The following is an 18853-nucleotide window of genomic DNA, read 5'->3' on the forward strand; positions in this document are numbered from 1 at the left end:
CCTTTGGTGTAATGCCCCTCCTGGTTTCATCAGGATATTTGTTACTGTATTCTGTTGGTATGTCAATAGATCATTTCCATGAAAAAATGGTAGGATACGAATAAGCAACCTGACTCAATCGATATAAGCACGGCAGACATCGCCCGCCCCATTGAGATTGCTCTCTGCGGGCAGCAATATTATCGGCGTTTCAAGTAACATCATTCTTGCCTGACACGTTTGCTGCTGGTATATAAGTTTTCGGATCTTTAATAGGTTTTACATGTTACTCAAGCAAGTTACCGATACCGGTGGTTTTCTTGTATGCAACCGTTGTTTGAGATTTAATTTGTTTCTGGAGGCACCTATGAGACGGAATATTTACCTGATTTTGATGTCTATGCTGTTGTTGTCATTGTCCGGTTTGGCCCTTGCGGCAACTGATCCCGCCGATTCGCCGGGCAGCAAGGATCCCAAGCTTTTTACCCGGATGCCGGGGTTCCATATCTACAATGCTGAAGAATTAGCCTTTGACCGCTTCGAATTCTTCGTCGGCCCCGACAAGAAGGAGGCGATTGAAGGGAAGCATTTGTACGTTAATTATTATGCCAATGAGGGTATACAACTCCCGAGCGGCCTGCAGATTGTTCGAAACTATGTCAACGCCGCCAAGGCAATTGGCGGTGATCAGGTATTCGGCTTTGAGGATGGTGGTATGGAGTACTCCACAATCAAAGTAGTGTTGCCGGAGGCTGAAATCTGGTGCCAGGTTATTGCCGGCGGCAACGGCATGTATTCCATCCAACTCATCGAAAAACAGGCAATGAAGCAGGAAGTGGTGGCCGATGCCGCCGCCATGTCCGGCAGCATCAACAATACCGGCCGAGTGGCGGTTTACGGCATTTACTTCGATACCGATAAGGCTGAGATCAAGGCCGGTTCAGAGAAGGCTCTTCAGGAGATCGTCAAGATGCTCCAGAATGACCCCGGCATGAAGCTCTATGTGGTCGGTCATACCGATAATGTTGGCAACTTCGACCATAATGTCCGCCTCTCCAAAGACCGGGCGGCAAGCGTAGTCGCTGCTCTAACCAAACAATATGGCATAACCGCTTGGCGGCTTACTCCCTATGGCGACGGCCCAACCGCCCCGGTTGCCAGCAATGATTCGGATAGTGGTCGGGCAAAAAATCGCCGGGTGGAACTGGTAAAACAGTAAGAGCTTTTTGCAAATCACTCCGACTTGGTTGTTGTAACCGTGCGGCCATTGACCGGCTTTATCTACCGGTCAATGGCCGCAGCTTATTAGCCTGATTGACCAAAAGCCGCTCAAGGCAGTTCCTTCCCAATTTCTTGTTCCTTCCGAGAACCGAATCTGGTGATAAAGCTGAGTAGAGCCGCTCGTCTGCTCATACGAAACTTATGCCCTTATGGTATTAGCTGAGTTGAGCGGCTGGGCTGCTCATACGAAACTTATGCCCTTATGGTACAATGAGTGCGTTGACATGAGATTTTTGCAGAGGTATACCAACCGGTAGAAAGGATTACGTATCTTGTAGGAGAAGGTACTGTGCATCGGCCTGAGATTGGTTTGGCCGCTGAAGTTCACTATTTTGTTTAGATTGCGATGGGTTACAATATGGCTCTTACTTTTGCCGAATTAGCAGTGTTGCTGGCCTTGCTTTCATCAGTGGTGCCGCTGCTTTTTCTACGTTTTCCGTATTTTCAGGGGCGGCTGTCATTCTTTCTTCTCGGGGTCTCCGGGCTCACCGCCTGTTATGGCGGCGGCATGGCCTTGCTGGCGCGGACAAACGAGCTGGTGATCCTGCCTATCGGCCTGCCGTGGCTGCATGTCTACCTAAGCCTTGACCCGTTGTCTGGTTTTTTCCTCTTTGTTGTTGGGATGATAACCTTTATCGCCGGCTGTTACGGACCCGCCTATATCCGTGAGTATATCGGTCGCCAAATGCCCATCGGCGCACTCACCGTCTTTACCGGTTTGTTTGTCTGCGGCATGTTCCTGGTGCTGCTGGCGGCCGACGCCTTTTCCTTCATGCTTGCCTGGGAATTGATGTCGGTGGCCAGCTACTTTCTGGTGGTATACCAGCACGACAAGCTGGAAAACCGCCAGGCCGCCTTTATCTACCTGCTTATGGCGGTCGTCGGCGGGTCGTTTTTGCTCCTTGCCTACGGCATTCTTGCCGGATTCTCCGACGGCTTTAGCTTTGCCGCCATGAAGGCCGCCGTTCTCAGTCCGGCCTGGGCCTCCATGGCCTTTGCCTTTGCCTTTATCGGCTTTGGCCTGAAGGCCGGTATTGTGCCTCTCCATGTCTGGTTGCCGCTTGCCCATCCCGTTGCCCCTTCCCATATCTCGGCAATGATGTCCGGAGTTATGCTGAAGGTCGCCGTCTATGGCTTCATTCGTTTCGTATACGACCTGCTCGGCACCATGCCCTGGCAGTGGGGCGTTATTGTGTTATTGATCGGCTCGGCCTCGGCGGTTTTGGGGGTGTTGTACGCCCTGATGCAGCACGATCTGAAACGCCTCCTTGCCTATCACAGCGTTGAAAATATCGGTATCATCTATATTGGCCTAGGCCTGTCGATGATTTTTTATGCCACCCAGCACCTGGAAATCGCCGCCTTGGCCCTCATCGCCGCCCTGTATCACTGCCTCAACCATGCCCTCTTCAAGAGCCTGCTTTTTTTTGGCGCCGGGGCGGTGTTGCAGCAGAGCCGCCAGCACGACATGGAAAAGATGGGCGGCTTGATCAGGAAAATGCCGGTCACCGCCGTATGCTTTCTCGTCGGCTGTATCAGCATCTCGGCCTTGCCGCCCTTTAACGGTTTTGTCTCCGAATGGTTGACCTTCCAGGCGGCGCTGCAGGGACCGCTCCTCAAAAGTGGCATCCTCGGGGCAATGATTCCGGTGGCCGCCGCCATGCTGGCCCTGACCGGCGCCCTGGCAGCCGCCTGTTTCGTCAAGGTCTACGGCATTGTCTTTCTCGGCCAGGCCCGCAGTCCGGAGATATCCGAGGCGAGGGACCCTGCCTTCGGCATGCGTTTCGGTCAGGTGCTGCTTGCTCTGTGTTGCCTTGGCTTTGGCATATTTCCCACCTGGACAGTCCGGGCGCTGAATGCAATTCCTGAAGGCCTAATGGGTGCCGGTTTGTCAAGTGCCACTGACAACGGCTGGTTGTGGTTGACCCCGGTGAGCTCGCAAACCGCCTCCTATGGCGCCCCGGCGGTTTTTTTCGGGATTCTCGTCAGCTGGTTGCTGGTCTGGGCTTTGCTTCATCCGCTTCGCCGCGACAACAGCATCCGCATTGCCCCGGCCTGGGACTGCGGTTTTGGCCCCCTGAACCCACGCATGCAATACACCGCCTCGGCCTTTGCCATGCCGATCCGCCGGGTCTTTTCCTTCATCTGGCTGATCGTTGAAAAGGTTGAACCGGGGGGGCCGGGTAAAGACCCGCATTACATCCTCCGGGTAAACGACCGGATGTGGCTGATGCTGTATATCCCCATCGGCAAAATCATGTTGAAGATGGCCGAAAGGACCTCGCATATCCAGGGCGGCAACCTTCGGGTTTATCTCTGCTATTCCTTCTTTACCTTATTATTCCTGTTGTGGGTGATTGTATGACCGGCTTATTGTGGGCTATTGCCAAGACCCTCATCGTTATCATGCTCGCACCGCTCATGGCAGGGTGGGTCAAATGGTTGAAATGCCGGCTGCAAAACCGCAAAGGGCCGCCGCCCTGGCAGCCGTACCGTGATTTGTTGCGGCTTTCGCGCAAGAACGTTGTCCTGGCGGATACCGCCTCGTGGATCTTTCGCATGGCCCCCTATATCGTCTTCTCGGTAACCTGCCTGGCGGTGTCGACTGTCCCGGTCATTACCGTACAATTGCCGGTCGCCGCGCTGGCCGATGTTATCGCCCTGGTCGGCTTTCTCGCCCTTGGCCGGTTCTTTCTGTCTCTGGCCGGCATGGATGTCGGTACCGCCTTTGGCGGCATGGGCTCTTCCCGGGAGGTGACGATCTCTTCGCTTGCCGAGCCGGCACTGCTCATGGCCTTTTTTACCCTGGCGATGAATGTGTCGAGCACCAACCTGTCGACGGTCATCGCCGATCTCGGCCAGCGCAACCTGACCCTGTACCCCTCACTCATTTTCTCGTCGATGGGTCTGGTGCTGGTCGCCATCGCCGAAACCGGGCGCATCCCCATCGATAATCCGGCAACACATCTTGAATTGACCATGATCCATGAGGCGATGATTCTTGAATACAGCGGCCGGCATCTGGCCCTCATGGAGTGGGCGGCGATGTTGAAGCTCACCCTCTATTCACTGCTCATCGTCAATTTGATTGTCCCCTGGGGCGTGGCCCTCACCCTCGTGCCTGCCGATCTTGCCCTTGGTGCCCTGGCTGTCACCGGGAAACTCATGATCTGGGGGGCGATCCTTGCCGTGTCGGAAACCATTCAGGCGAAGATGCGTCTGTTCCGGGCACCGCAATACCTTGGCCTGGCCTTTATTCTCAGTTTACTTGGCATGATGAGCCATATCATCCTTGAGGTGCAGTAAGATGTTGATTGCTTCGTTGTCCCTTCCCGAGCAGGTGGTCTTGACCCTTGCCGCTTTGATCCTGCTGTCGTCTTTTCTGCTGCTTGCCCAGGTCCGCCTTGACAGCCTGATAAACACCTTTGCCCTCCAGGGTTTGTTGATATTTCTGGCAACGGTCCTCATGGCTTTTATCGCCGGCAAATATCATCTGCTCATCTCTGCTGCTTTGACCCTCTTTCTCAAGGTGTTCTTTATTCCCGGGCAGTTGCGCCTCCTGGTCATTCGCCTGAATATCCGCCGCGAGGTGGAGGTCATCGGCAACCCTATGCTGATCATGCTCTTTGCCGCCGGTCTGGTGCTGTTCAGTTATTATGTCGCCCTGCCGATCCGGGAATTGTCCCTGCTCTCGACCCGCAACACCATTGCCATATCGTTGGCGGTGGTGCTTATCGGCATGCTGATGGTCATTTCCCGGCGTAAGGCGGTTGCCCAGGTCGTCGGCTTCATGTCCATGGAGAACGGCCTGTTTTTCGCGGCGGTGGTGTCAACCCACGGCATGCCGATGGTGGTTGAATTGGGTATCGCCTTTGATGTTCTCGTCGCCGCCATCCTCTTCGGGGTATTTTTCTTTCATATTCGAACTGAAATTGGCAGTCTCGATACCGATCGTCTCAATCATTTGACCGAGGTGGAAAAATGAATGCCCTGGCTGCCACCTTGTTCTTTCCCCTTGCCGGCATCGTCATCCTCGCCTTTATCGGCCACCGGCGCTCGGCGAAAACCGTCAATCTCTTGATCTGCGCGGCAACCTTTGCCACCGCCCTGTTACTGGCCACCCAGGTATTTCACCAGGGGCCGATGCTGTCGGCCAACAAGCTTTTTTACATCGACGGTTTCAATGTCTATCTCATTTTGCTCAATGCCTTTGTCGGCCTGACCACCGCTATTTTCTCCGGGCCCTATATGGAGCATGAGGCGGCTATCGGCCGGGTCGATGACCTGCGGATGCGCCTGTATTATTCGATGTATCAGGGCTTTCTCTTCACCATGTTGATGGCCCTGTCCACCAACAACCTGGGCATTCTCTGGGTGTCGGTGGAGGGTGCGACCCTTGCCACCGTCCTCCTCGTCAGTCTGTATCGCACCCACGAATCCATCGAGGCCGGCTGGAAGTATTTCATCATCTGCGGCGTCGGTATCTCCCAGGCCCTCTTTGGCACCATCCTCGTCTATTTTGCCGCGGTAAAGATCATTCCCGGCTCGGACGAAGGACTGTTGTGGACGGTCCTGCACCAGCATGCCGACCGCATGGATGCAGGCGTCCTGGCCCTGGCCTTTGTCTTCCTCCTTGTCGGCTACGGCACCAAGGTCGGTCTGGTGCCCCTGCATAACTGGCTGCCCGATGCCCACTCCGAGGGCCCGACGCCGATGTCGGCTATTCTTTCGGGGCTGCTGCTGAATATCGCTTTATATGCCGTGGTCCGCTTTAAAATGCTCGTTGATCCGGCCCTTGGCAATCATCTTGCCGGTAATCTGATGATGGGCTTCGGTATGCTGTCCTTTTCCGTTGCCGGGCTGCTTTTGCACCGGCAGTATGATATCAAGCGCATGTTCAGCTACTCGTCGATTGAGCATATGGGTTTGATGACCTTTGCCTTCGGGATCGGCGGGCCCCTGGCCACCTTTGGCGCTCTGCTGCACATGATCGTCCATTCGCTCACCAAGTCGGCGATCTTCATCACCGTCGGTCACGCCACCCATATTGCCGGTACTCAGAAGATGCTGCAAATTCGCGGGCTGATCCGCACCCAGCCCTTTGTCGGCTGGGGCCTGCTCATCGGTACCTGCGCCATTGCCGGGTTTCCGCCCTTTGGCGTGTTTACCAGTGAGTTTCTTCTTTTTACCGCAACCATCAAGAGCTATCCGTGGCTGGCACCGCCCTTGGTACTGGGCCTTGCGGTTGCCTTTGCCGGACTGTTCCGCAATCTGCAGCCGATGGTTTTTGGCACACCGCCCAAGGACCAGGAACCGGTTGTCGCCAATATGTGGCCGGTCTACATCCATCTCGCCATGGTGTTGTGGCTGGGTGTCGCCATCCCGGCGGTGCTGGCCGAGTGGCTTAATCAGGCGACCATCATGCTGGTCGGGAGGGGGGTGCTATGATCAGTCAAGCGCATATCGGCTGGCAACGGCTTTCTCCGGACGTCGATTCTCTTGTACAATTACTAGAAGAAGCCGGGATACGGACCGAGCTGCAAAAGGCGCCGCAGGGTCCGGTCAAGGTCGTCACCATCGCCAGCGGTGACTGGGGCAAGGCCGCGGCCGTGGCGGCTGCCAAACGCGTTCGCTGGTGTGCCGTGTGGGGCGAGCACCTGCCGCCGAAGATTCATGTCTTTGCGGCAATTGCCGGCAGAAACGGCCACCTTATCCTGCAGACGGTGGTCTCCGAATGGCAACGGGAGCTGCCTTCTCAGACGCCCTTTTTCCCGGCCGCCAACCGGCCGGAGCGGTACCTTCGGGACATGTTCGGGGTCGAATTTACCGGCCATCCCGATGGCCGCCGGTGGATACGGCACCAGGCGTGGCAGGAGGGGCAATACCCCTTGCGTAAGAATTTTCCCCTGGCCGGGACGCCTGCCGAGATGACCCCGCCCGATTGTCTGTATCCCTTTCATAAGGTTTCCGGTGAGGGCGTTTATGAGATCCCGGTGGGGCCGGTGCATGCCGGAATTATCGAGCCCGGCCATTTCCGTTTTCAGGCGATGGGCGAGGATATCCTCAGTCTCGAACAACATCTCGGCTATGTCCACAAGGGCATTGAGAAATGTGCCGAGGGCCGCGACGCGCAGGGACTTGCCCGTCTGGCCGGGCGGGTATCGGGCGACAGCACGGTGGCCCATAGTTGGGCGGCCTGCATGGCATGTGAAGCGGCAGTCGGCTTAGATCTGCCGCGGCGGGCCCTGGTGATTCGGGCGATACTTGCCGAACGGGAGCGGATTGCCAACCACCTCGGTGATATCGGTGCCTGTTGCAACGACGTCGGCTTTACCTTTGCCCAGGTACAGTGCGCCGGCCTCCGTGAACTGTGGCAGCGGCAGAACGCTGCTGTCTTTGGCCATCGATTATTGATGGACGTGGTTGTTCCCGGCGGGGTGAGGCGAGACCTTGACGCGGCGCAGATCGATATGCTGTATGCGGCCAACGAGGGGCTGCGCTCCGAATTGCGGGAATTCCTGCCGCTCCTCTACGAGTATCCATCGTTGCAGGATCGTCTCAGAACCACAGGGGAATTAAGTTCCAAAAAGGCCCGAAGTCTTGGTGTCCTTGGCTATATCGCCAGGGCCTCCGGCGAATGCTGGGATCTGCGGCGGGACGCGCCCTACGCCCCGTATGAAAAGATGGTCATCACCGTGCCCCACTGCCTGGAGGGCGATGCCTCCGGCCGGTTGCGGGTTCGTGGCGATGAGATCCTCGTCTCCCTCGATCTCCTGGAAGAGCTGTTGCGAAAGCTGCCGGCCGGGGATGCGGCGGTTGAGTTCCCGCGGATTGCGGAGGAGTGCAGCGGTATCGGCTTTGTTGAGGGCTGGCGCGGCGAGGTCCTGGCCTATGTGCACTTTGAGGCGGGTGGCAAGGTTGCCAGGTATTTCCCCCGCGATCCCAGCTGGCTCAACTGGCCGGCCCTTGAGGCGATGATGAAGGGGGTTATCGTCCCTGATTTCCCTTTGTGCAACAAGTCGGTTAATGGGTCGTATTCCGGCCATGACCTGTAATTCCAGTTCAATTTCTCAACAAGAGTAGGAAAATGTTTAGTGTTCTTGGAAGAATCTTTAAAACCGGCTGTTTGACGGAGAAGTTGCCCTTGCATGACCAGGACGTGGTGCAGCTGGGCGAGGTCTGCAGGAAGGAAATCGCCCGGGTCTTCGGCAGTAGCATGGCGATCAGGATGGTCGATGCCGGTTCCTGCAACGGCTGCGAGCTGGAGATGCATGCGCTGAACAACAGTTTTCATGATATCGAGCGATTCGGCATCCATTTTGTCGCCTCGCCCCGCCACGCCGACCTGCTCCTAGTGACCGGGCCGGTGTCAAGACACATGCAGGCCGCCCTCAAAGGTACCTACGACGCCACTCCCGAGCCGAAACTGGTAATCGCCATGGGTGATTGCGCAGTTGACGGTGGGGAGTTCGGCATTTCCTATGCCAGCTGCGGCGCGGTAGCGGGTGTTATCCCGGTCGATGCGGTCATTCCCGGCTGTCCGCCGACCCCGCTGCAACTTCTGCAGGGTATCCTGGAACTCCTCGGCCGGTGTCCGGGACGCTAGAAGATCACAGGGAGGATTCGCATGCTTCTCCTTTACGAAGGATTGTCCAGAGTGTCCTTGATGGCCACCGCCAGGGTGCCCATAAGATAGGGCTTCTTGACAAACCTTCGTACCCCGAGGGCCAGTGCCTGTTGGACATCTTGACTTTCTGAGTAGCCGCTGGTGATTATTGCCTTTTGCTTCGGGTGCAGTTCGAGAATCTTTTTAAAGGTCTCGCAGCCGTTCATGCCAGGTGGCATGACCATGTCGAGAATCACCAGATCGGCCTTTTCCCGGCGCAGAAAGTCAATGGCCTCTTCGCCGCTGCCGACCGCATTGCCGCGGTACTTGAGAATTTCAAGAATTTCCAGGGCAATCGATCGCTGGCGGCTGTCATCATCGACCACCAGTATCGCCTCACCATTACCTTGATATTGTATAATATCAATCGCATCGGGGTCTATGTTGTCGATACCTTCCCTGGTCGCCGGGAAAAACAGCTCAAAGGTTGTGCCTTGCTTGCCGCTTTCGACGGTTATACCGCCCTGATGGTCTTGCACGGTATTCCAGATGACAGCCAGGCCAAGACCGGTACCGCTGCGGCCAACCACCTTTCTTGAGAAGAATGGCTCAAAAATTCGCTCAAGGCTGTCAACGGGAATGCCCGTGCCGGTATCGGCAACCGACAGCACGGCATATTCTCCCTGCTGCATCTCCGGGTGGCCGGCCAGCGGCGCATCGCAATACTGGTTGCGGGTGGTTACTCTAACCTCTCCCTTCCCGACGATCGCCTCGGCGGCATTGGTCATGAGATTCATGATGCATTTTTTGATATGGATCTCCGAGCAGCTGATATTCAGAAGCCGTGGCTCCGGTTCCACCCTGAAGGTCACGTGGCTGTGCAGCGACTGGAGATTGTGAAACTCCGGTGATTCTATATAACCACTCAAGATCCTGTTGATATTGCTGTTTACTCGGGCACTTGTTACGCCCCTTGCGATGGTCAGAAGGTCCTCGACTACCGCCGCGGCACTTTTCCCCGATTCCCGTATGGTTTTGAGCGGTTTTTGCAAAGGGCTGTCCTTAGGCAGGGTCATAAGAATCAGTTCCGGATAGGTGACTATGCCCGACAGGATGTTATTCAGGTCATGGGCGACACCACCCGCCATCAGGCCAATCGATTCCATTTTCTGGGCGCGGCGCAGCTTTTCTTCCATCAGCTGGTGTTCTTTTTCCGCCTGTTTCTGCAGGGTAAGGTCGCGAATGGCGCTCACTCTGACCGTCCGGCCGCGATACTCCGCCTCACGCGTCTGAATCTGCGCCGGAAAGATTTGACCATCCTTACGGATGGCCAGGATTTCGTAGGGGTTGCTTTCCTTTTCCAGGCTCTTTTGGTTTATCAGATACCGGTCCTCGGGGGCTATTCCCTGGCTTATATGGCGGCCAACCGCCTCTTCGCCGCTGTAGCCGAACATGATCTCGGCGGCTCTATTTTGTTCCAGGCAGATACCAGCCTCGGTGATAAAAATAGCCTCGAAGGAGGCGTCGGAGAGGGCGTGCAATCTTTCTTCGGAAAGCCGCAATTGATCGGTACGCAACTCGACCAGGGCCTCTATCTCTTCCTGACGGCGCCGTGATTTCAGGGCCAATACCAGGGTGAGGGTGAATGAGGCAAAGATGATCAGCCCGACGGAAACCAGGAGAACCACCGAAGAGAAACGCGCGGTATCATAACCCCGTGCCATAATATTTCGGGGAAGGGTCGCGGTAATCAGGAGGGCGGGTTTCCCCAGCATATCGTTGAGCAGGCCGTAACTGTACAAGGTCTGCGAATTGGCGATCTCATTGATCTGATTGCTGGTAGCCAGTTCTTCAACCCGTTTGGTCTCGGTTTCGGAAAAAGGTGCCGAGAGGGGGTCGCGGACGGTGAACTGGACCTGGGTTTGCCTGCGGAGGTCATCCATCACCTGTTCTTCGAGAAAACGGCCGACCAGAATGTAGCCGCGACTCGGCCCCTCACCGAGGCTGTTGAGAATTCTGTGTGAGGCAAGGAGCAAGGGGCCATGGCCGGTGAGAAAGATTCCAGCTATACTGATTTCACTTTCGGGGATATTGAGGAGGGGATGATCGAGGGGGAATCTTTCCTCCGGCAGTTGGCTGATTTTGATAAATTCCTTGGTCGAGGGCAGGGTGGATTCTCCGTATACGATTCTGCCCTCGGCGTCAATGACATACATCAAGTAAATTCCGGTCTTAATCAGGGTATCCCACTGGAAATTGGAGGTTGCAAAGGCCTCGTTGCTGTCAACCGCGTATTGGTACAGGTCGTCCCAGAGGGCCCAGTCGGTTGCCAGTTTTTCCACATGCCGGTATTCGCGTTCGATGGCGGATTTGCACCGGGTCATATCCTTTTCCGCCTCCTGCCGTTCGAGTTCGGCGAACTCCGGCAGGACGACGCGGAACCTGATGAAATAATCGCCGGCGACGAAAACGATGATGAGGATACATAATATGGTGACTAAGGTGTATACCCTTTTCGTTGCTGTCATGTGCACATCCGTTATGGGAAAGAGGCTCCCGTTTCAGGGGAAATCCCTGCTTTTTGTTACTTGTCCCGGTGATGCGGAGGGGTAACCGCAGGTGCCGACTCTCCCCTTATTGTAGAGGCAAGACAACCGGAAAGTCAAACCGCCTGTCCTTTGAATGACCGTTTGTGAAGTGTTGAATAAGCCTTGTAGTGGCTCGTAGAAAAGGCGTATATTTGTAAAGCGGTGTGTTGTACTCAGATTACAGGGGAAGCGGTTTACTCTATGATATCCACCAAGGAGGTAATATATGTCGATGTTCTGTCATCAGTGCCAGGAAACAGCGAAAAACACAGGTTGCACCATTCAGGGGGTATGCGGCAAAAAGGAAGAGGTTGCCAATCTCCAGGACCTTTTCCTTTGGGTTCTCAAGGGGATTTCGGTTTGGGGTGTCAAGGGCAAGGAATTGGACATCTACAATGAGGAAGTGGCCTTTTTTGTTGATAAAGGTCTCTTCGCGACCATCACCAATGCCAACTTCGACCGCAACGACTTTGTAAATTTTATCAAAAAAGGCGTTGCCTATCGGGATAGCCTCAAGGAGCAGGTTTGCCAGGCCTATAAAAAGGCCAATGGCCGCGAATTGGCAGGCGACACCCCGGAATGCGCCAGGTGGACTTTTGGTGATGAAGCGGACATCCTTGCCAAGGCGGCAAGCGGTGCCGGCGGCTGGCTGGAGATTGCCGATGAGGACGAACGGTCGCTGAAGGCCACCATCCTCTACGGTCTGAAGGGGATGTCCGCCTACGCCGAGCATGCCTATCAATTGAAGGGGCACAGCCGGCAGATATTCGAGTTTCTCATGGAGGGGCTGGCCGCCCTCGTCGATCCGGCGATGAGCAAGGTTGAGCTCCTCAGTCTTGCCATTAAGACCGGCAAGGTCGGCGTGGAGACCATGGCCCTCCTGGATAAGGCCAACAGCGATGGCTACGGCATTCCCGAGATGTCGACGGTAAACCTCGGGGTACGCGGCAATCCCGGTATCCTGGTCACCGGCCATGACCTGGTTGATCTGCACGAGCTGTTGGAGCAGACCAAGGGCAGCGGTGTCGATGTCTACACCCATAGTGAGATGCTGCCCGCCCATTATTATCCGAAATTGAAGCAATACGAGCATCTGGTCGGCAACTACGGCAACGCCTGGTGGATGCAGAAAAAAGAGTTTGAATCGTTTCATGGCCCGGTGCTGTTTACCTCAAACTGCATCGTCCCGCCCAATCCCGAGCATATCGAGCGGATTTTTACCACCGGGGCGGTCGGCTTTGAAGGCTGCGTCCATATTCCCGATCGCCGGGACGGCAAGGCCAAGGATTTTTCGGCAATCATCGCCATGGCCAAGACCTGCAAGCCACCCGAAGCCATTGACAGCGGCTCGATCGTCGGGGGCTTTGGCCACCATCAGGTGCTGGCCCTAAAAGACAAGATTATCGATGCCGTCAAGTCCGGGGCAATCAAACGTTTTGTCGTTATGGCCGGGTGCGACGGCCGTCATAAAACCCGCGATTACTACACCAAGGTCGCTGAGTTGCTGCCGAAGGACGCAATTATCCTCACTGCCGGTTGTGCCAAATACAAATACCTAAAGCTGAATCTCGGCGACATCGGCGGCATTCCCCGGGTCCTCGATGCCGGCCAGTGCAACGACTCCTACTCGCTGGCGGTGATCGCCATGGAACTGCAGAAGGTCTTCGGCATGGGCGATATCAACGATCTGCCGATCTCCTTTGATATTGCCTGGTATGAACAGAAAGCCGCATTGGTGCTATTGGCCCTGCTGCACCTGGGGGTCAAGGGCATTCGCCTTGGACCGACCCTGCCCGGCTTTCTTTCGGCCAATGTGGCCAAGGCCCTCATTGAACAGTTTGATCTAAAAGGGATCACCACGCCTGAAGACGACGTGGCGGCGATGATGGCAGGTCTTTAGGGTTATTGACCGGGCAGAAAATTCAATATGACTTTTGTGAATCTTTTGCTGCGTACTTCGCAACCGCCTATGTGATTGTTTCTTTGTGAAAGTACCTGGGGAAGGGGGTATTTTTCTTGGAGCGTACACTCATTTCATTGGAGCGTTTGGGTTTATGAGTCGTAGCTGTAAGTGGAATAACTCGTCGAGACGATGGTTCATCTCCCTTCTCCTTTTTTCACTGGTGCTTATCGGCCAGGGGTTTTTCTGCCGGGCGGCGGTTCAGGACACGGCACCCCGGCAAAGCATCAGAGTGGTGACGGATAACAATTATCCCCCCTATGTCTGCCACGACAGCGATGGCAAGCTCCAGGGAATCCTCGTCGATCAGTGGCGGCTTTGGCAAAAAAAGACCGGTGTCGCTGTCGACATCAGTGCCATGGACTGGGACACTGCCCTCAAGCGAATGAAGGCCGGGGAATTCGATGTCATCGACACGACCTTCAAGACCGAGGAACGGCTGGGCTGGCTGGATTTTGGTAAACCCTATGCCGATATTGAAGTCTCGGCTTTTTTCAATAATGAAATCAGTGGCATTACCGACGAGAAATCGCTCAAGGGTTTTGTCGTAGCGGTGAAGGAGGGTGATGCCGCCGTTGATCGTTTGCAGCAGCATGGCATAGACAATCTGGTTCTGTTCAAGAGCTACGAGGCGATCATTCAAGCCGCCAGAGAACATAAGGTCAATGTCTTTGTCATCGACAAGCCTCCCGCCCTCTATTTTCTCTATAAGTACGGGATGGAGAAACAGTTCAACGAGTCTTCACCTTTTCCCGCCGGGCAGTTTCACCGGGCAGTGCTGAAGGGCAATAGCGACTTGCTGCACCAGGTAGAATCCGGGTTCGACCTCATCTCCTCTGGTGAACTGCAGGACATTGCCAAGAAATGGTATGGCGCACCGCTCATCAGCCAGCCATCCCTCCATGCTTTGTTGGCTGGAGTAGGCGTTCTCGGCCTGCTTCTCGTCTTCTTTTTTGTCTGGAATCAATCGCTTCGCGCCGCTGTCCGCAAACGGACAGCTGAATTGGAAGCGAACAAGGAGGAGCTGCGGGTCAGCGAATCCCGCTATCGCGGCATCATTGAGAATGCCGATGATATCTTTTACCGCTTGGATTCCCAGGGGTCTTTGGTCCTGGTCAGTCCATCCGGAGCCCGACTACTGGGTTATGATTCGGTTGAGGAAATGCTCGGCATGCCGCATCAGCGGTTTTGGCTGCATGAGGAAAAACGCCTGGCTGTTCTCGAAATGCTGCAGCGGGATGAGGTCGTCCGTGACTATGAGGTGTCCCTGCTGCGAAAAGACGGAACGACGATCGATGCCTCTATGACCGCCAGTTTTTATCACGACAAAGAGGGATCGGTTTTAGGAACCGAAGGGATAATCCGCGATATCACCGAACGCAAAAGGGCCGAGGAAGAACTTACCAATACCAAAGACCTCCTCGCCCAGACCAGCCGGATGGCCAGGGTAGGCGGCTGGGAGGTCTCGCAGTTGACCGGGGCTATACAGTGGTCGGAGATGACCAGGGAGATTATGGAGGTGGAGCCGGGCTTCCAGCCGACGAGGGCCAATCATCTGCATTTCTTTCCGAAAGGTTTCAGCCGGGATGTTGTTGATAGGGTCGTGGCCCGGGCGATTCAGCACGGTGAAGCCTTTGATGTCGAATTGCAGATTTCTACCGCTAAAGGCATGAGTCTCTGGGTCAGGGCCATCGGTATGGCCGAGATGAAGGACGGGGTCTGTGTTCGCCTGTATGGGACCCTGCAGGATATCGATGATCGAAAGAAAACCGAAGCGGCCCTCATTGACAGTGAGGAACGGTTGCGATTTCTGGTGAAGAATTCCCCCTATAGTCTGGTCATACTCAATGCCGACGGCAGCCAGCGCTACGTCAGCCCAGCGGCGGAGAAGATTACCGGTTTCCCGGTGGAGCAATTGCAGGGCCGGAGCCTTGATACCATTATTCACCCCGATGATATGCAGGCTATCACCGCCGCCTGGAACGAAGGTGTTGCGCACCCGGAAAAGGAGGTAACTGTTCAGTATCGGCATATTCACAAAACGCGGCAGTGGGTGTATTGCGAGGCCATTGCTCAGAGCTTTCTTGGTGATCCGGCCATTCGCGGAGTTATTGCCAGTGTCCGGGATATCACCAGCCAAAAGAGGGCGGAAGAGGAGAACAAAAAGCTGCAGATGCAGTTGCTGCAGGCGCAGAAAATGGAGTCGGTGGGCCGGCTGGCCGGAGGTGTCGCCCATGATTACAACAATATGTTGAGCGTCATCCTTGGGCATAGCGAAATTGCCCTTGGCATTGTTGGTCCGGGCCAGCCGCTTTTTTCCAACCTGCAGGAAATCAGCAGGGCGGCCAAACGTTCCGCCGATCTGACCCGTCAACTCCTGGCCTTTGCCCGCAGGCAAACGGTGGCGCCGGAGGTGCTGGATCTCAATGACACCGTTGCCGGGATGCTGAAGATGCTCCGGCGGCTGATCGGCGAGGATATTGATCTGGTCTGGCTGCCCGGCGAACAGGTGCGGCCGATCAAGATGGATCCGTCGCAGATCGATCAGATGCTGGCCAATCTCTGTGTCAACGCCCGTGATGCCATCGCTGACACCGGCAGGGTGACGATCGAGACAAGCAGCGCCTCCTTTGATACGGCCTATTGCGCCACCCACTTAGACTATCTGCCAGGTGAATTTGCCTTGCTATCGGTAAGCGATACCGGCAGCGGCATGGACCGGGAAACGATCGGCCACCTTTTTGAGCCGTTTTTTACTACCAAGGAAATAGGCAAGGGCACAGGACTGGGTCTTGCGACGGTGTATGGCATTGTTCAACAGAACAATGGATTCCTGGTGGTCGACAGCCAACCCGGCCAGGGAACGACCTTCAAGATGTATCTGCCGGTCTATGCGGCGCCGGAAGAACCGAAGCTGAGAAATGAGGAGGAAATAACGGCGGTCCGGGGCCAGGAAACCATACTTCTGGTGGAAGACGAGCCGATGATCCTCGATGTGACGGCGACCATGCTGAGAATGCAGGGATACACCGTTTTAGCGGCTTCATCACCCGGCCAAGCCGTTCGCATCACCGAGGAGCATGCGGGGAAAATCAGCATGCTCATGACCGATGTGATCATGCCGGAAATGAACGGCCGTGATCTGGCCAAGAATCTGCAGGCCCTCCGCCCGAACCTGAAGTGCCTGTTCATGTCCGGCTACACGGCCGATGTCATTGCTCCCCACGGTGTTCTCGAAGAAGGGGTGCACTTTATCCAAAAACCATTCGCCATGCAGGCCCTGATCGACAAGATCAAGGAGGTGCTGGGCTAAGGAGCTGGCCGATCCCTGTAAAATGGTGTAAAGGGGGCCTGGCTTTGGAAGGTGCCCTTTGCAGAAATTACATCTTCGATACCAGGATCTTGTCAACCCGTCTGCCATCCATGTCGACAATTTCAAAGCGCAGGCCCTTCCAGTGAAAATGCTGCGTCTCTTTCGGCACGGAGCCGATCTTCTCCATGGCAAAGCCGCCGACCGTGTTCATGGTGGTCTGCTCTTCGTCGCCCTGGATTCTAATTGCCATATAATCAAAGAATTCATCTATCGGGAAACTGCCGGCGACGAGCCATGAGCCATCCTCCCGTTCAACGATTCCCCGTTTGCCCTCGCCGGCATCTTCCAAATCGTCAAAAACCGAGCGCAGGATGTCGCCATGGGTGACAAGGCCGAGGATGACGCCGTATTCGTCAACGACAAAGGCAATACGTGTTGCTGATTTTTTAAATAATTCAAGTACCTTGATTGCCTGGGTTGAGTCCGAAACAAAGATCGGCGGGTGGCAGAGCTGCTTGAGGTTAAAAGGTTTCCCAAGGACTGTCCGGGCCAGCAGTTCCTTGCCACGGATCACGCCGACAATATTGTACAGGGAGCCTTGAACGACCGGATAGGACGAGAATTTATGTTTGGCGATGCGGCGTTTGGTTTCTTCGATGTTGTCGTCGAGGCTCAGTTGGATCATGTCCGCCCGTGGGGTCATGAGAACGGTTACCCGGCGGTCGGCCAGCCGGAAAACCCGTTCAATGGCATTTTGCTCGAACTCCTGAAAGGTGCCGGCACGGGTGCCCTCGTTTATCATCAGCCGTATCTCTTCTTCGGTGACCACCGGATCGGCGGAGGGCTTAAAACGGAAGATGCGTAGCAGCAGGTTGGTTGAGCCGCCGAGCAGGACGACCAGAGGGTGTGCCAGCCGGGAAAGATGCCTGATCGTTGGTGCGACGAGGCGGGCGATTTTTTCCGGATTATTGAGGGCCAGTCGTTTCGGTACCAGTTCACCAATGATCAGAGATAAATAGGTGATACCGACAACGACGACGGCCACCCCGATTGACTTGCTGTACGGGGCGAGCAGGGGGAATTGAACAAGGTGGCGGGCGAGAAACTCGGCAATGGTCGCCCCACCGAAGGCCCCGGACAGGATACCGACAAAGGTGATGCCGATCTGCACTGTCGATAGAAAATTGTTTGGCGAATTGGCAAGTTGCAGGGCCACTTCAGACTTTTTGTCGCCTTCGTTGGCGAGTTGTTCCAGCCGCGCCTTCCTGGCCGAAACGAGGGCCAATTCCGATAGCGACAGCAAACCGTTGAGGAGAATGATAAAAATCAACAGAAGAAATTCCAGCCACGATGCGTTCATGAGAAATATTCAGCTCGTTCAAAAAAATTTAACAACGAAGTCGCGCCAAGGCGGCATACCAGGGCCGTGGTCCGTTTTTGGCTACCTTATATCGCAAGGATTTCTTCATACTATCAAATGCGCGTCCGACAAACAATGCCGGTGCGCCACTTGCCGGCCTTTCTGTGTCAAGATGTGGATTTTGTAGGCCATTGGTGTAGTCGCCACGCACATCTCCTGGTGACGAACCGCACCTTCGATGGTAGTATTTTTCCCTGGTGAGTCCTTCCAGAAGCGGGGCGGGGATTTTGACTTCATCCTTTGCCGGTGCGCAGGGCATTTTCTCTATGAGGAACGGCGTATGTTGAATTCGATTGTAGCGATTAGCATCGGTGCCTCGGCGGGCGCGGTGTTGCGCTGGTTGCTGGGGCTTTCCCTGAATTCGCTGTTTCCGGCCATTCCGCTCGGCACCTTGGTTGCCAATCTGCTGGGCGGGTATCTCATAGGCCTGGCCGTGGCACTTTTTGCCGGTCATCCCGGTCTGGCACCGGAGTGGCGACTCCTGATCATTACCGGCTTTCTTGGCGGCTTGACTACCTTTTCCACCTTTTCGGCGGAGGTCACGGGTCTGTTGCAAGAAGGGCGGCTACTGTGGGCGGGGATGGCGATTTCTGCCCATGTTGTCGGCTCGCTGGCCATGACCATCCTCGGAATCGCCAGCGTCGCCCTCTGCAAACGTATTTAAAGCTGAGTTGAGCAGCTTGTCTGCTCAAACGAAACTTATGCC

The 18853-nt window shown here is 55.4% G+C and carries 12 protein-coding genes; 10 read left to right on the forward strand and 2 right to left on the reverse strand.

Translation table 11 applies throughout. The features are described 5' to 3' along the window. Window positions 1–346 precede the first annotated feature (346 nt). The 7 genes from OEL83_06315 to nuoB all read left to right on the forward strand — a co-directional run bounded on the left by OEL83_06315 (window position 347) and on the right by nuoB (window position 8866). Complete coding sequence (locus OEL83_06315) at window positions 347–1198, forward strand: OmpA family protein (protein MDK9706648.1); 852 nt, start codon at window positions 347–349, stop codon at window positions 1196–1198. 420 nt (window positions 1199–1618) lie between these two features. Next, complete coding sequence (hyfB, locus tag OEL83_06320) at window positions 1619–3625, forward strand: hydrogenase 4 subunit B (protein ID MDK9706649.1); 2007 nt, start codon at window positions 1619–1621, stop codon at window positions 3623–3625. Then, on the forward strand, window positions 3622–4566 hold the full coding sequence (locus tag OEL83_06325) for an NADH-quinone oxidoreductase subunit H (protein MDK9706650.1): 945 nt from the start codon (window positions 3622–3624) through the stop codon (window positions 4564–4566). The genes hyfB and OEL83_06325 overlap by 4 nt, the downstream gene beginning before the upstream one ends. 1 nt (window position 4567) lies before the next feature. Beyond that, window positions 4568–5245: a hypothetical protein gene (locus OEL83_06330; protein MDK9706651.1), complete on the forward strand. Its 678-nt coding sequence runs from the start codon at window positions 4568–4570 to the stop codon at window positions 5243–5245. Further along, the gene (locus OEL83_06335; GenBank protein MDK9706652.1) at window positions 5242–6708 is read left to right on the forward strand and encodes a hydrogenase 4 subunit F; all 1467 of its coding nucleotides are present in this window, start codon (window positions 5242–5244) and stop codon (window positions 6706–6708) included. Before OEL83_06330 ends, OEL83_06335 begins: the two co-directional genes overlap by 4 nt. After that, window positions 6705–8315 carry an NADH-quinone oxidoreductase subunit C gene (locus OEL83_06340; GenBank protein ID MDK9706653.1) on the forward strand — a complete coding sequence of 537 codons (1611 nt, stop codon included), beginning with the start codon at window positions 6705–6707 and terminating at the stop codon, window positions 8313–8315. Before OEL83_06335 ends, OEL83_06340 begins: the two co-directional genes overlap by 4 nt. A 32-nt stretch (window positions 8316–8347) precedes the next feature. Then, window positions 8348–8866, forward strand: coding sequence for an NADH-quinone oxidoreductase subunit NuoB (nuoB, locus tag OEL83_06345; GenBank protein ID MDK9706654.1), 519 nt, complete (start codon window positions 8348–8350; stop codon window positions 8864–8866). Window positions 8867–8898: 32 nt separating this feature from the next. On the opposite strand, the gene OEL83_06350 is transcribed toward nuoB, so the two are convergent. After that, the gene (locus tag OEL83_06350) at window positions 8899–11394 is read right to left on the reverse strand and encodes a response regulator (protein ID MDK9706655.1); all 2496 of its coding nucleotides are present in this window, start codon (window positions 11392–11394) and stop codon (window positions 8899–8901) included. A 292-nt stretch (window positions 11395–11686) separates the two neighbouring features. On the opposite strand from OEL83_06350, the gene hcp reads away from it, so the two are divergent. Together hcp and OEL83_06360 are read left to right on the forward strand one after the other, a co-directional pair. Continuing rightward, window positions 11687–13354, forward strand: coding sequence for a hydroxylamine reductase (hcp, locus tag OEL83_06355; protein MDK9706656.1), 1668 nt, complete (start codon window positions 11687–11689; stop codon window positions 13352–13354). Between the two features lie 154 nt (window positions 13355–13508). Next, the gene (locus OEL83_06360) at window positions 13509–16727 is read left to right on the forward strand and encodes a PAS domain S-box protein (GenBank protein ID MDK9706657.1); all 3219 of its coding nucleotides are present in this window, start codon (window positions 13509–13511) and stop codon (window positions 16725–16727) included. A gap of 67 nt (window positions 16728–16794) precedes the next feature. On the opposite strand, the gene OEL83_06365 is transcribed toward OEL83_06360, so the two are convergent. Next, entirely contained in the window at window positions 16795–18087 is a 1293-nt protein-coding gene (locus OEL83_06365; protein ID MDK9706658.1) for a hemolysin family protein, read from the reverse strand. 340 nt (window positions 18088–18427) lie between these two features. Here OEL83_06365 and crcB point away from each other — a divergent pair, with 340 nt between their 5' ends. Beyond that, window positions 18428–18811 carry a fluoride efflux transporter CrcB gene (gene crcB, locus OEL83_06370; protein ID MDK9706659.1) on the forward strand — a complete coding sequence of 128 codons (384 nt, stop codon included), beginning with the start codon at window positions 18428–18430 and terminating at the stop codon, window positions 18809–18811. Window positions 18812–18853: the final 42 nt, after the last annotated feature.

Origin of the sequence: Desulforhopalus sp. (genome assembly GCA_030247675.1) — a bacterium.
Taxonomy (GTDB): Bacteria; Desulfobacterota; Desulfobulbia; order Desulfobulbales; family Desulfocapsaceae; genus Desulforhopalus_A.